We start from the raw sequence: 13176 nt of genomic DNA, 5'->3' as shown, positions 1-13176 counted from the left end.
AAATGTCTAATGGAACAAACAGGTGAAATCACGGTGAAGTGAAGGAAAGTAGATCACCTAAGGAGGCAAGCAAATGGCTGATTCTCAAAAGAAGGGGCGAATCATTTTTCATATTGATATGAATAGTTTTTATGCATCGGTAGAAATGGCGTATGATCCTTCTTTGAGAGGGAAACCTTTAGCCATTAGCGGAAATGCAAAAGAGCGCAAAGGCATAGTTGTAACCTGCAGCTACGAGGCAAGAGCACTCGGGGTGAAGCCGCCGATGCCACTTTGGGAAGCGAAGCGGCTATGTCCGGGACTGATTGTGCGTACACCCAACTTCGACCGGTACCGCAGCTCCTCACAAGAAATGTTTACCATACTAAGAGAATATAGTGACTTAGTTGAACCCGTTTCAATTGATGAAGGCTATATTGATTTAACCGATACACCTTATGCTGAGCATGCCGTGAAAACCGCTCATGATATTCAAACGAGGCTCGTAGAAGAGCTCATGCTTCCATCGAGTATTGGCATTGCACCGAATAAATTTCTAGCGAAGATGGCGTCTAATTGGAAAAAGCCAATGGGCATTACCATTTTGCGTAAACGAGATGTCCCGACAATGCTCTGGCCGCTCCCTGCAGGTGACATGCATGGGGTTGGACAGAAAACGGCAGATAAGCTGAAAACCATCGGAATTCATACAATTGAAGATTTAGCAAAAGCGAATGAATATGCGCTGAAAGAGTTATTAGGCATCAATGGACCGAGGTTAAAGCAAAAGGCAAACGGAGAGCATGACGGCATTGTCGATCCAGAAAGAATATACGAATTTAAATCTGTCGGCAATTCTTCCACTCTTCCTCACGATTCTGATGATACAGATGAACTCGTCTCATTAATAGAGAAACTGTCGCAATCGGTGAGTGCCAGATTACGAAGAAAAGAAGTGATGGCGAACCGGCTGCTCATTATGATTCGGTATGCAAGCTGGAAAAATATCACACGGAGCGTCACACTCACGAATCCAACTGATCGAAAGGAAGATCTATTTGAGGCGGCAAAGCAGCTATTCCTAAAGCATTGGAATGACCAGCCAGTAAGACTTTTAGGTGTGACGGGGACCGATCTTGTGGAACGAAAATCAGCCGTCAAGCAGCTTGATTTATTCTCTTATACAGAAGATGCAAAAGACGAACCGCTCCAATCTCTTTTAGACGGACTGAAAGAAAAATACGGTAAACCACTCATCCAAAGAGGAGTAACCATTAAGGAAAAAGAGAGCAAAACAAGTGGTACAAGTTTTAATAAAGACTTTTTTCAGGACGAAAGAGGAAATGACTAGCCTGAAAACTTGATAAAAGAGGTGATGTTGTGGTAATTTCAAAGGGTACATCATTTCAGCAGTAATCAATATAGTGTGTTAGAAGGGACGTCAGAATTATGTCAAAACAACAAATCGGTGTCGTTGGACTAGCCGTTATGGGGAAAAACCTTGCCCTAAATATTGAAAGCCGCGGTTTCTCCGTGTCCGTTTATAACAGATCTAGCAGCAAAACAGAAGAGTTTCTTCAAGAATCACAAGGGAAAAACGTTGTAGGCACATACAGCATTGAAGAATTTGTTCAATCGCTTGAAACGCCGCGTAAAATTCTTTTAATGGTAAAAGCGGGTGCAGCAACAGATGCAACCATTCAATCATTATTGCCTCACCTAGAGAAAGGTGACATTTTAATTGATGGTGGAAATACATATTACAAGGATACACAAAGACGTAACCAAGAGCTTGCGGAAAGTGGTATTCACTTCATTGGTACAGGTGTTTCTGGCGGTGAAGAAGGCGCACTTAAAGGTCCTTCTATCATGCCTGGCGGTCAAAAAGAAGCGCACGAGCTAGTGAAACCAATTTTAGAAGCCATCTCTGCGAAAGTAGATGGTGAGCCTTGTACAACGTATATCGGTCCAGATGGAGCAGGACATTATGTCAAAATGGTTCATAACGGTATCGAGTACGGAGACATGCAATTGATCTCTGAATCATACTTTATCTTGAAGCATGTGGCAGGATTGTCAGCAGAGGAGCTTCATGAAGTATTCTCAGAGTGGAATAAAGGCGAGCTTGACAGCTATTTAATTGAAATTACAGCTGACATTTTCACAAAAGTGGATGAAGAAACAAATCAGCCGCTTGTGGATGTGATCTTAGATAAAGCTGGACAAAAAGGAACTGGGAAATGGACGAGCCAAAGCTCTCTTGATCTAGGTGTTCCGCTTCCAATCATTACTGAATCTGTTTTCGCGCGTTACATTTCAGCAATGAAAGATGAGCGTGTTGAAGCAAGTCAATTAATTGAAGGTCCTAAGCCAGCGCAATCAGCAGAGAATAAACAAGAGCTGATCGAAGCGGTTAGAAAAGCCCTATTCATGAGTAAAATCTGCTCATATGCACAAGGTTTTGCGCAAATGAAAGCAGCGTCTGATGAGTATAACTGGGATTTGAAATACGGTGAAATTGCGATGATCTTCCGCGGTGGATGTATCATTCGTGCAGCCTTCCTGCAGCAAATCAAAGAAGCATATGACCGTAACCCTGAATTGAAAAACCTATTGCTTGATCCTTACTTTAAGGATATCGTAGAAAGCTATCAATCATCACTTCGTAAAGTGATTTCACTTGCAGTAGAACAAGGTGTTCCTGTTCCTTCATTCTCAAGTGCACTAGCTTACTTTGATAGCTATCGTACAGCTGTCCTTCCAGCTAACTTAATTCAAGCACAGCGTGACTACTTCGGCGCACATACGTATGAGCGCACAGATAAAGAAGGCATCTTCCATACTGAATGGATGAAATAAGTATAAAACCTCAAAAGACCTTACCTTTGGTAAGGTCTTTTTTGTGTTTACATCTATTCGGCTAAAAATCCGAAAAAGAGGGATGCTAAGTAAAAAAGAACAGAAAGTAGGGATAGAAGTGGGCATTTTATATGCACTTCTCCCAGCGATATTTTGGGGAAGTATTGTTCTCATCAGTGTCAAACTTGGCGGGAATGCCTATCAGCAAACACTCGGCATTACCCTCGGCGCTTTTTTGTTTTCAATCGGCGCCTATTTGATCAAAATGCCGGAACTGACACCGCTTATTTTTGCGGTTTCCGTTATCTCTGGGATCTTTTGGAGTATAGGGCAAATGAATCAGCTTTCAAGTGTCGCTTTTCTAGGGGTGTCAAAGGCTGTTCCTTTATCAACGGGTATGCAGCTTGTGAGCACGACATTATTTGGTGTCATCGTCTTCAAAGAATGGCAAACTATGACGGTCATACTTATTGGTTCTTGTGCCATTTTATTTATTATTGCTGGCGTTGTCATGACATCACTTGGTCAAAAAAAGAGTGGCGGAAACGAGGGCGGCAATTTTAAAAAGGGAATCATCATTTTGCTCATCTCAACCGTAGGCTACGTCGGATATGTCGTCATTTTAAGATGGTTTCATATAGATGGTTGGTCTGCGCTCGTTCCGCAATCTGTCGGCATGCTGCTTTCATCGTTAGCGATTAGTATAAAGCAAGACCCGTTTAGCAAATATACGTTCAGAAATATCATTGCTGGTCTTGTGTGGTCGACAGGAAATCTAGGGCTTCTTTTGGCGATTCCACTCATTGGCGTAGCAGTAAGTTTTTCCATGTCTCAAACAGGAATTGTCATCTCGACTTTAGGCGGTATTTATTTATTAAAAGAGAAAGCATCTAAAACAAGCTTTGTCATTGCAGGCTGCTTGATGATTATCGCAGGTGGTGTGCTACTAGGTTTTACAAAATAGGAGGTTTTAAGCGAATGTATCCAGATTTGGAAGGAAAAACAGTTCTCATCACAGGAGCAGGTACAGGGATAGGTCAGGCGATGGCGCGCCGGTTTGGACAAGAAAAAGCCAATGTAGTGATCAATTATTTCTCAGATAAAGAAAACCCGGACGACACGATTGCTGAGATTCAAAAAAGTGGCGGACAGGCTGTGAAAATTCAAGGGGATGTATCAAAAGAAGAGGATATGAAGGCGATGATTAATCAAGCTGTTGATACATATGGCAGTCTTGATGTCATGATCAATAATGCAGGAATTGAAAATGAAGTTCCTTCAACTGAAATGACGCTAGATAACTGGAACAAAGTGATGTCCACCAATTTAACAGGTATGTTTTTAGGGTGCCGTGATGCATTAAAGTATATGACAGAACACGGGATCGAGGGGTCGATTATTAATATGTCGTCGGTCCATCAGCAAATTCCGTGGCCTCATTTTGTCCATTATGCAGCAAGTAAAGGAGGCGCCAAGCTTTTGACAGAAACGCTGGCACTAGAATATGCCCCTAAAAAAATTCGTGTAAACAGCATTGCACCAGGTGCAATTGATACCCCGATCAATGCCGAAAAATTTGATGATCCAGCATTGAAAAAGGGCGTCATTGAGCTGATACCGATTGGTTATATCGGAAAACCGGAAGAAGTGGCAGCATGTGCTGTCTGGCTTGCATCAAAAGAGGCGAGCTATGTGACAGGGTTGACGTTATATGTAGACGGCGGTATGACCAAGTACCCTGGATTCCAAGCAGGAAAAGGATAATCGTGATGAACACGGGCTGGGCTCAGAGGATAACACAACATCAAATTATGATCTAGTATGTTGTCATGCTAGTGAAAAGCGTGAGCATAAACATTGCACACGCTTTTATCCATTTATTCGCCTTTTTCAAATATGGCTTCTTTGTTCTTCACGATGATGCCTACTTTCGTTTTGACACGAGGAACGCCATCTTTTTGAAGATAATCATATAAAATGGGTTCTATTTCATTGATATCTGTACGAAGTATTTTAGGTGATAACTCCTCGATAAATGGATCGTTTTTAACTGCTAGACAGTTCGCCATTGTATCGAGTGCAATTAAACTGAAAGGTCTTCCTTTGTTTAGCCAAGATTTCATTCTGAGCCATGTTGGAAAGCATGCTGATGCCAACCTGCCCCAACTGTCGTTAAAAGAGGAGCAATGAGACTCCATCCAATCAAGTATGTGATGTGAACGGAAACGATATAGGCTGGAGAGAGCCGTCATTGGCAATTCCTTTTCACTTACACATTTCAATTGATCAAAAATACGTCTCATTCCTTCCTCGGCTGGTAAACTACTGGCTGCTGCCCAAGAAAGCGGATGAAAAAATTTATCGGCATCATTCTCCCAAAGCTCTCTTACCCAATCCGAAGCTGTAGTACCTAAAACATCAGCTGCGATCTCCAGCATTCTTGATTTAACTTCATGATTTTCCGTTCCATAAAATCTAGATTTTACAGACATCAACATTTTTTGTGTATCGTGTTTTTTCAGGGCATTGATGACATCGTATTGAAGAAACCATCTTGTGATTGAGAAATCTAATAAAGACTCCAAATCGTGTTGAACCGCTTGTAATGTGGGTATTTTCTCTTCTGCTGTGACCAATACATCTTCTTCTGGCTGACAAGCCTCTCCGTCTTCTTCATAAAAATCATCGTGCAATAAAAATTTCTTTGGAGAGTGGATGATCGCTAAGTGATACCATTCAATTGGACGTAAAGAATAGGTTAAGAGCCGCCTGTGACAATCATTGCATAAACGATAAGGCTGAGCTGGTTCATCAGAAATTTTTACAACATCAATCTCGTTTCTTTTACAGGCTTCACATAAATGAGTGACTGCCATGATATCCACTCCTTTTGATTGCAAAGATATGAATAGATTCGAAAAGTAGCAGCAAAAGACGTTTACCTATCCATCAAATTGAGTGGGAATAGAATCTGTTTCCATCTCTGGGCAGTTACTTCTCATGATTTATGGGATGAAAAATTGGGTTTTTGAATGAGCTAAGTCATTAGCACTTATTTTAACAAAGTTCTCAAAGACTGTCTTCAGAAGAAGAAGCTACTTTATGGTTCATTCGGAGAGTATTTTTTAAAAGAAAAGGGGTCTCGTTCATATCTGGATGAGATCTTTTTTGTTCTGAAAGCTTGTTGTGAGTATTGATACGGTCATTTTTAAAATAAAATACAGACATATATAATTAAATGTCTAGACATTTAAAAATAAAAATATATAATATTAACTGGAAGCGCTTTTATTACAACAATGGGGTGAGAGAAATGAAACGTATTTTATTAGCATGCAGTTCAGGTATGTCTACGAGTTTACTAGTCACAAAGATGAAGGCACATGCTGAGTCTATAGGGGAAGAAGCAGAGATTTGGGCAGTCGGACAAGACCAAGCGAAAAAAGAAATGGCACATGCCGATGTTGTATTAATTGGACCGCAAATGAGCTTTTTAAAAGGGGATCTTCAAAAAGAAGCTCAAAAATATGGGATTGAAGTAGAGGTCATCGATATGCAGGCGTATGGGCTAGCAGATGGACAAAAAGCGTATGAACAAGCGGTTTCATTGATGGGGGAATCTTAAAGGATGGAAAAGAAAACACTCGAAGGACTCACGGAAGAACAAATCAGTTTTCAATTGATCTTACACAGCGGAAATGCACGAAGCAAATTGCTTCAATCTCTTAAACAATTTAGAGAAGGTCATGAAACAGTAGCATCTGACCTTCTCAAAGAAGCGGAAGATGATTTGCGGAATGCACATGATATTCATTTTCAAATGGTACAGCAAGAGGCAAGCGGAGAAACGATTTCATTCTCCTTGCTGCTCATGCATGCCGAAGATCATTTCATGTCAACGATGACAATAAAAGAGCTTGTGGGAGAGCTCTTACCGATATTGCAATCACTGAAACAATAAAGGGTGTAAACAAGGGGGGAAACCAATGTTTGATAAAATAAGTGCGATTTTGGTTCCGATTGCTGGGAGATTGAACAACAATCGCTATCTAGGGGTTTTAAGGGATGCCTTTATGCTTGCGTTCCCATTAACGATTTTTGGTTCCATCATGGTCGTATTAATGAATTTGCCATTTTTAGATAAGATCATGAGTCAAACAGCACTGGAAGGTGTTCAGTCTGCACTGAATATTGCACCTAGTGCGACCATCAGCATTATGAGTGTGTTTGTTGTATTTGGGATTGGCTACTATTTATCGAAAAGCTATGATGTGGAAGCTGTCTTTGGCGGTGTGATCGCTTTAGCCTCTTTTCTGCTCCTTACGCCATTTTTACTAGAACAAGAGGGCGGTGCATCCATTGCAGGCGTCATCCCAGTCGATCGTTTGGGCGCAAAGGGAATGTTCCTTGGAATGATCACAGGCTTTTTGTCTGCTGAAATTTATCGCTATTTTGTCCAAAAGAAATTTGTCATCAATATGCCGCAAGGGGTTCCGCCAGCTGTTTCTAAGTCTTTTGCTGCACTCATCCCGGCTACTTTGACACTCACAACCTTTCTACTGATCAATATCATCATTACACAAGGGTTCAAAACCAACATGCATGACTTGATTTACAATGCGATTCAGGCGCCGCTTGTCGGACTTGGAAGCGGTATCATTCCGACCTTGATCGCTATTTTCTTTATACAAATTCTTTGGTTCTTTGGGCTCCACGGCCAAATTATTATCAACTCTGTCATGGACCCGATTTGGAATACATTGTCCATTCAAAATCTAGAAAGCTACACAAAAACAGGTGAGGTTCCGAACATCATCAGCAAGCAGTTTATCGAAATCTATACAGTGGGTATGGGTGGAACCGGTATGACGCTAGCTGTTGTGTTTACGATTTTAATTTTTCTTAAAAGTAAGCAATTGAAACAAGTAGCAAAGCTCGGCTTAGGACCAGGTTTATTTAACGTCAATGAACCCATTATCTTCGGTTTACCGATTGTGATGAACCCGCTTATTCTCATTCCATGGATTTTGGCGCCAATGGTGATTACTTGTATTTCTTATTTTGCGATGGCTGCAGGTATTGTGCCGCCTCCGACAGGCGTGAATATTCCATGGACAGTACCGATCTTTATTAGCGGAGTCATGGCAACAAATTCATTAGCGGGCGGTCTGCTTCAGCTGTTTAATTTAATGATTGTGTTTGTTATTTGGTTCCCGTTCCTAAAATTTATTGATCGTATGAATGTGAAAAATGAAAAAATAGTCACGACAGAAAAAACGAAACAAACAAACATCAAAGGTGAAGGAGACTCAATACATGTCGATGGAAACTAACAGTCAATCATATACATTTCCAGAAGGTTTCTGGTGGGGATCTTCTGCCTCTGCTACGCAAACAGAAGGCAGTTATCCAGGAGATGGAAAGGGACCGAACATTTGGGATCACTGGTTTGAAAAAGAGCCGAATCGTTTTTTTCAGGGCGTCGGTCCAGCTGTGACCTCGCAATTTTATCGTAAATACAAAGAGGATATCCGACTCATGAAGGAGATTGGGCACAACTCGTTTCGTCTATCTATTTCATGGTCACGCCTTTTACCTGAGGGAAAAGGGGCTGTTAATGAAGAAGCTGTGGCTTTTTACAATGATGTGATCAATGAACTGATAGCGAGTGACATTGAACCGTTTGTGAACTTGTATCATTTTGATATGCCAATGGCGCTTCAGGAGACGGGAGGATGGGTAAACAGGCAGGTCGTAGACGATTATGTCAGCTATGCGACATTGTGTTTTCAGCTATTTGGCGACCGGGTGAAAAAATGGTTTACCCATAACGAGCCGATTGTTCCTGTAGAGGGTGGATATATGTATAGCTTCCATTATCCAAACGAAGTTGATTTCCAAAAGGCAGTGCAAGTTGGATTTCATGAGATTTTATCAAATGCTAAGGCCATTGCGGCTTATAAAGAGATGAAGCAGGATGGGAAAATAGGCATTATCCTCAACCTTACTCCTTCGTATCCGCGAAGCCAGAATCCGCGGGATGTCGAAGCAGCTGAGATGGCTGACGCCTTCTTTAACCGGTCCTTCCTAGATCCAGCAGTGAAAGGACATTTCCCTGAAAAGCTAGTGGACGTGTTAAAGAAAGAAGGATTGATGCCAGCTATGGAGGAAGGAGACCTTGAACTCATTCAAGAGAACACGATCGACCTTCTCGGCATCAACTATTATCAGCCCAGAAGAGTGAAAGCAAAGGAACATATGCCTCACCCTGATGCACCATTTATGCCAGACCATTATTTCGATTCTTTTGAAATGCCGGGCAGAAAAATGAATGTGTACCGCGGCTGGGAAATCTATGAAAAGGGTATTTACGATATATTGAAAAAAGTCCAGACAGACTATGGGAATATTGAATGCTTTATTTCTGAAAATGGAATGGGTGTTGAAGGAGAAGAGCGGTTTCAGGATGAAGAAGGAATGATTCATGACGATTACCGCATTGATTTTATTTCTGAGCATCTTAAATGGGTGCATCAAGCCATTCAAGAAGGAAGTCATGTAAAAGGCTATCATCTGTGGACGTTTATGGATAATTGGTCATGGTCGAATGCCTATAAAAATCGCTATGGATTTGTCTCAGTGGACCTTGAGAAAGACGGGAAACGTACCATCAAAAAAAGTGGCTACTGGTTTCAATCGGTTTCAGAGAATAATGGTTTCTAATCAAGATACTTGCTCTTTCCTTGAAAAGGGCAAGTATTTTTCTTATGTAAAGATGAAAGGGTTGAAATGAAAGTGGCTCGAACCTTTTAAGCGCACTAGGCTTAGTGTAGAATGAGAGGAAGGCTAGAAAGCGCTATAATAGGATATGAAAAAACAAGTCAGTTGGTGGTGTGAGATGACAAAGTACGAACTCATTTCAGAAGAAATTAGAAAAAGAATAGGAACAGCATATTATCCAGAAGATCAACCCATTCCAGATGAAAACTCGCTTGCCGCTGAATTTAAATGCAGCAGAATGACGATGAAGCGTGCGCTCGATCTTTTAGTGGCGGAAGGTCTGCTCTTTAGAAAAAGAGGTCATGGCACATTTATTGTGAAGGCAGCACTAAATCAAGGTGCGATCAACGTATCAGGTCATGAAAATAAAGGGTTCACGAAAGTGATGGCAGATAAAAACGTGACGAGCCAAATCATTCGCTTTGATGTGCATTTTCCAAGTGAAGAGGTGGCAGCTCATTTATCCATTGACTCAAGCACACCCGTCTATGACATTATTCGGCTCCGTTTGGTGGAAGAAGAGCCATATGTATTAGAAAAAACCTTTATGCCTGTCAATGTCATTAAAGGAATAGATGAAGAGGTTTTATTGGGGTCTATCTATAGCTACATTACAAACACACTTCATTTAAAAGTGGCAGGAGCGCACAAAAAAATTAGAGCGGCTAAATCAGATCAGCTTGATCAGCAATATTTAGGCTGTGACCCTACGGATCCAGTGCTAGAAGTGGAGCAGGTGGCTTATTTAAACACAGGTCGGCCGTTTGAATATTCCTTTAGCCATCATCGCTATGATAAATTTGATTTTTCAACGGTTGAAATTACGAAAACACGACTTTAAAAAAAGAGCAGAACCCCCTCAATCGGGAGACTGCTCTTTTTTGTTATTTTATATATTCCACCAGTGATATCCATCTTTTTCAAGAAGCTGATCTGCTTCTTTTGGTCCCATAGAACCAGCAGGATAATTTGGTTTTAACGTTTTGGTTTCAGCCCATTTTTCTGAAATTGGATCAACAAAGTTCCAAGACAGTGCCACTTCATCCCAGTGGGCAAAGTTTGTTGCGTCACCTAGCAAACAGTCATGAATTAGCTTTTCATACGCTTCTGGTGTATTCATGATGTCGTTGTAATTTGTTTGATAGTCAAGCTTAATTGGTTTAGCATACGTTCCGCCATCAAGCTTGCGAGCATTCAGGTGAAGGGTGATGCCTTCGTCTGGCTGAATGTGAATCACAAGTAAGTTTGGATGCATGGAATTCCCGTTTCCGTAGTACAGGTTCATCGGAATGTCTTTAAATTGCACCACGATTTGAGTGGATTTCTTTTCTAGACGTTTTCCTGTACGAATGTAAAATGGTACCCCGGCCCATCTAAAGTTATCGATGAGAAGTTTTCCTGCAACGAATGTTTCTGTGTTGGAGTTTGGGTCCACATTTTGCTCTTCAAGATAGGAAGGAACCATATTGCCATCAATCGTTCCTGCATCATACTGTCCGCGGACAAAGAATTGATCCACTTCATCTTTCGAGAAAGGACGAAGCGCACGCAATGCTTTCCGTTTTTCGCTACGGATTTCCTCTGTATTGAGCTTAATCGGCGGCTCCATGGCTAGTAGTGCAACCATTTGAAGCATATGGTTTTGGACCATATCTCTCAGTGCACCAGAACTCTCGTAATATCTCGCACGGTCTTCGACGCCTAATGATTCACTCGATGTGATTTGAATGTTTGAAATATAGCGGTTTGTCCAAAGCGGTTCAAAGATCGCATTCGCAAAACGAATCACCTCAATGTTTTGCACCATCTGTTTACCGAGGTAGTGGTCAATACGATAAATTTGATCCTCTGTAAATGCATCTCGGATCTCTTCATTTAATGTTTTGGCACTAGGCAGGTCATGACCAAACGGTTTTTCAATAACAAGTCGAGACCATCCAGTCGTTTCTGATACGCCTTCGCTTTTTAAAAACTTCGCAATGGTTCCGAAGAATTCTGGTGCCATCGCTAAATAGAACATCCGGTTATTCGGGATACTGTATGTATCTTCAAGACCAGAAAGAAGTGTGTTCAGTGCTTGATAGGAAGCGGGACTTGAAACATCAAAATCATGGTAATAGAAATGAGAAATAAATTCCTCTGCTTTTGCTTCTGCATCATCAGAAGAGACTGATTCTTTTACCACAGCTCTTAGGTCTTCATGAGACCAAGGACGACGTCCAACACCTACAACAGCGAATTGATCTCCAAGCTTTCCGCTATGATAAAGTCTATGTATAGAAGGGTAGAGCTTGCGTTTTGCAAGGTCTCCTGTTGCGCCAAAGATGACAATGACTGCTTTTGGATAGTTAGTTTCTGTATTCACGAAAAGTACCTCACTTTATTCGTAGCATTGTTGTAAAAACCGAGAATGTATGTACATTTTCTTTATTTTAAAGGTTCATTGTTCGTAAAGCAAACATTTGATTCGACTTTTTCTGCCCAAGTTTGACTTTTTTCAAAAATTCCGCTGAATTCACATTTATCCTGTCTTCATGTATTCTATATGAATGAAGAGATTGTATACCGGCTGTAGGAGGAAATCGTAATGGAACTGCTCTTTTTAGGAACAGGTGCAGGCATTCCTGCAAAAACAAGAAACGTCACTTGCACTGCGCTGAAGCTTTTAGAAGAGAGAAAAGCCGTGTGGCTTTTTGATTGCGGAGAAGCGACGCAGCATCAAATATTACATACAACGATTAAACCAAGAAAAATTGAGAAGATCTTTATCACGCATATGCACGGTGATCATGTATATGGTCTCCCGGGTCTGCTTGGCAGCAGGTCCTTTCAAGGCGGAGAGGATGAATTGACGATATATGGTCCAAGCGGCATTAAAGCTTTTGTAAACGCGGCACTTTCAGCGACACAAACGCATTTGACTTATCCGCTGCATATCATAGAAATAGAGGAAGGGATCGTTTTTGAAGATGATACCTTTCAAGTAGAAGCAAAACGAGTGTCTCATGGGATCCCAGCTTACGGTTATCGGGTCGTGGAAAAAGATGTACCCGGTGCACTAAAAGCCGAAGACCTAAAAAAAATCGGTGTAAAACCTGGACCTTTGTATCAGAAGTTGAAAAATGGGGAAACCGTTACACTCGAAGATGGAAGAATGATTGATGGAACCGATTATTTGGAACCCCCTAAAAAAGGGAGAATCGTTGCATTTTCAGGAGATACCCGTTTGTGCGAGAATATAACAAGGCTTGCCAAGAATGCGGATGTGTTAGTCCATGAAGCAACATTTGGGAAAGAAGATGCAGAACTAGCCTATAATTATTATCACAGTACGACAGAACAGGCAGCAAAAACAGCGCAGGAAGCAGGCGCAAAAAGACTGATTTTGACCCATATTAGTGCACGGTACCAAGGGGAAGAGTCACTGAAACAATTACTCAAAGAAGCCCGCGATATATTCCCGCTGACTGAAGCTGCACATGATTTCTTTTCTTTTCCTATTGACCGTACCCTGTAAAAATTGGATGAATCGTCAAAAATAGTTGTGTGATTTTTTTG

At 41.3% G+C, this 13176-nt stretch carries 12 protein-coding genes; 10 read left to right on the top strand and 2 right to left on the bottom strand.

Features of this window, described 5'->3' with window-relative positions; genetic code table 11:
- Nucleotides 1-73: 73 nt before the first annotated feature.
- The 4 genes from NSQ11_RS11160 to NSQ11_RS11145 all read left to right on the top strand — a co-directional run bounded on the left by NSQ11_RS11160 (nt 74) and on the right by NSQ11_RS11145 (nt 4602).
- Nucleotides 74-1330 (top strand): DNA polymerase IV, encoded by a 1257-nt coding sequence (locus NSQ11_RS11160; protein ID WP_007501120.1) that lies wholly within the window; start codon nt 74-76, stop codon nt 1328-1330.
- Between the two features lie 98 nt (nt 1331-1428).
- Entirely contained in the window at nt 1429-2838 is a 1410-nt protein-coding gene (gene gndA, locus NSQ11_RS11155; RefSeq protein ID WP_035390773.1) for an NADP-dependent phosphogluconate dehydrogenase, read from the top strand.
- Between the two features lie 118 nt (nt 2839-2956).
- Nucleotides 2957-3802 carry a GRP family sugar transporter gene (locus tag NSQ11_RS11150; protein ID WP_035390999.1) on the top strand — a complete coding sequence of 282 codons (846 nt, stop codon included), beginning with the start codon at nt 2957-2959 and terminating at the stop codon, nt 3800-3802.
- A 14-nt stretch (nt 3803-3816) separates the two neighbouring features.
- Nucleotides 3817-4602, top strand: coding sequence for an SDR family oxidoreductase (locus NSQ11_RS11145; RefSeq protein WP_017367560.1), 786 nt, complete (start codon nt 3817-3819; stop codon nt 4600-4602).
- Between the two features lie 113 nt (nt 4603-4715).
- Here the strand turns inward: NSQ11_RS11145 and NSQ11_RS11140 are convergent, their stop codons facing one another.
- Nucleotides 4716-5714, bottom strand: a complete 999-nt coding sequence (locus tag NSQ11_RS11140) for a hypothetical protein (protein WP_342501106.1) — start codon at nt 5712-5714, stop codon at nt 4716-4718.
- A 437-nt stretch (nt 5715-6151) separates the two neighbouring features.
- On the opposite strand from NSQ11_RS11140, the gene NSQ11_RS11135 reads away from it, so the two are divergent.
- From NSQ11_RS11135 to NSQ11_RS11115, 5 genes are all read left to right on the top strand, one after another.
- Nucleotides 6152-6463, top strand: coding sequence for a PTS sugar transporter subunit IIB (locus NSQ11_RS11135; protein WP_017367558.1), 312 nt, complete (start codon nt 6152-6154; stop codon nt 6461-6463).
- A 3-nt stretch (nt 6464-6466) separates the two neighbouring features.
- Nucleotides 6467-6799 carry a PTS lactose/cellobiose transporter subunit IIA gene (locus NSQ11_RS11130; protein ID WP_017357943.1) on the top strand — a complete coding sequence of 111 codons (333 nt, stop codon included), beginning with the start codon at nt 6467-6469 and terminating at the stop codon, nt 6797-6799.
- A 25-nt stretch (nt 6800-6824) separates the two neighbouring features.
- On the top strand, nt 6825-8171 hold the full coding sequence (gene celB, locus NSQ11_RS11125; RefSeq protein WP_007501108.1) for a PTS cellobiose transporter subunit IIC: 1347 nt from the start codon (nt 6825-6827) through the stop codon (nt 8169-8171).
- Entirely contained in the window at nt 8155-9561 is a 1407-nt protein-coding gene (locus tag NSQ11_RS11120) for a glycoside hydrolase family 1 protein (RefSeq protein WP_056705209.1), read from the top strand. The genes celB and NSQ11_RS11120 overlap by 17 nt, the downstream gene beginning before the upstream one ends.
- A gap of 175 nt (nt 9562-9736) precedes the next feature.
- Nucleotides 9737-10459, top strand: a complete 723-nt coding sequence (locus NSQ11_RS11115; RefSeq protein WP_017357941.1) for a GntR family transcriptional regulator — start codon at nt 9737-9739, stop codon at nt 10457-10459.
- A gap of 48 nt (nt 10460-10507) precedes the next feature.
- Here NSQ11_RS11115 and zwf read toward each other — a convergent pair whose 3' ends face one another.
- On the bottom strand, nt 10508-11983 hold the full coding sequence (gene zwf, locus NSQ11_RS11110) for a glucose-6-phosphate dehydrogenase (RefSeq protein WP_008342269.1): 1476 nt from the start codon (nt 11981-11983) through the stop codon (nt 10508-10510).
- Between the two features lie 222 nt (nt 11984-12205).
- Between zwf and rnz the strand changes: the two genes are divergently transcribed.
- On the top strand, nt 12206-13135 hold the full coding sequence (gene rnz / locus NSQ11_RS11105; protein WP_074041963.1) for a ribonuclease Z: 930 nt from the start codon (nt 12206-12208) through the stop codon (nt 13133-13135).
- Nucleotides 13136-13176 lie beyond the last annotated feature (41 nt).

It is taken from the genome of Bacillus sp. FSL W7-1582, from assembly GCF_038593325.1.
In the GTDB taxonomy this organism is placed as follows: domain Bacteria; phylum Bacillota; class Bacilli; order Bacillales; family Bacillaceae; genus Bacillus; species Bacillus altitudinis.
Note: the sequence above shows the minus strand (reverse complement) of the source record. Positions and strands in the feature narration are given on the sequence as shown.

Excerpts from the sequence above, each read along its gene's own strand:
- gndA (WP_035390773.1), top strand. The coding sequence starts at position 1,429 with ATGTCAAAACAACAAATCGGTGTCGTTGGACTAGCCGTTATGGGGAAA.
- NSQ11_RS11115 (WP_017357941.1), top strand. The coding sequence starts at position 9,737 with ATGACAAAGTACGAACTCATTTCAGAAGAAATTAGAAAAAGAATAGGA.
- NSQ11_RS11140 (WP_342501106.1), bottom strand. The coding sequence starts at position 5,714 with ATGGCAGTCACTCATTTATGTGAAGCCTGTAAAAGAAACGAGATTGAT.
- NSQ11_RS11135 (WP_017367558.1), top strand. The coding sequence starts at position 6,152 with ATGAAACGTATTTTATTAGCATGCAGTTCAGGTATGTCTACGAGTTTA.
- NSQ11_RS11130 (WP_017357943.1), top strand. The coding sequence starts at position 6,467 with ATGGAAAAGAAAACACTCGAAGGACTCACGGAAGAACAAATCAGTTTT.
- NSQ11_RS11145 (WP_017367560.1), top strand. The coding sequence starts at position 3,817 with ATGTATCCAGATTTGGAAGGAAAAACAGTTCTCATCACAGGAGCAGGT.
- rnz (WP_074041963.1), top strand. The coding sequence starts at position 12,206 with ATGGAACTGCTCTTTTTAGGAACAGGTGCAGGCATTCCTGCAAAAACA.
- NSQ11_RS11120 (WP_056705209.1), top strand. The coding sequence starts at position 8,155 with ATGTCGATGGAAACTAACAGTCAATCATATACATTTCCAGAAGGTTTC.
- NSQ11_RS11160 (WP_007501120.1), top strand. The coding sequence starts at position 74 with ATGGCTGATTCTCAAAAGAAGGGGCGAATCATTTTTCATATTGATATG.
- celB (WP_007501108.1), top strand. The coding sequence starts at position 6,825 with ATGTTTGATAAAATAAGTGCGATTTTGGTTCCGATTGCTGGGAGATTG.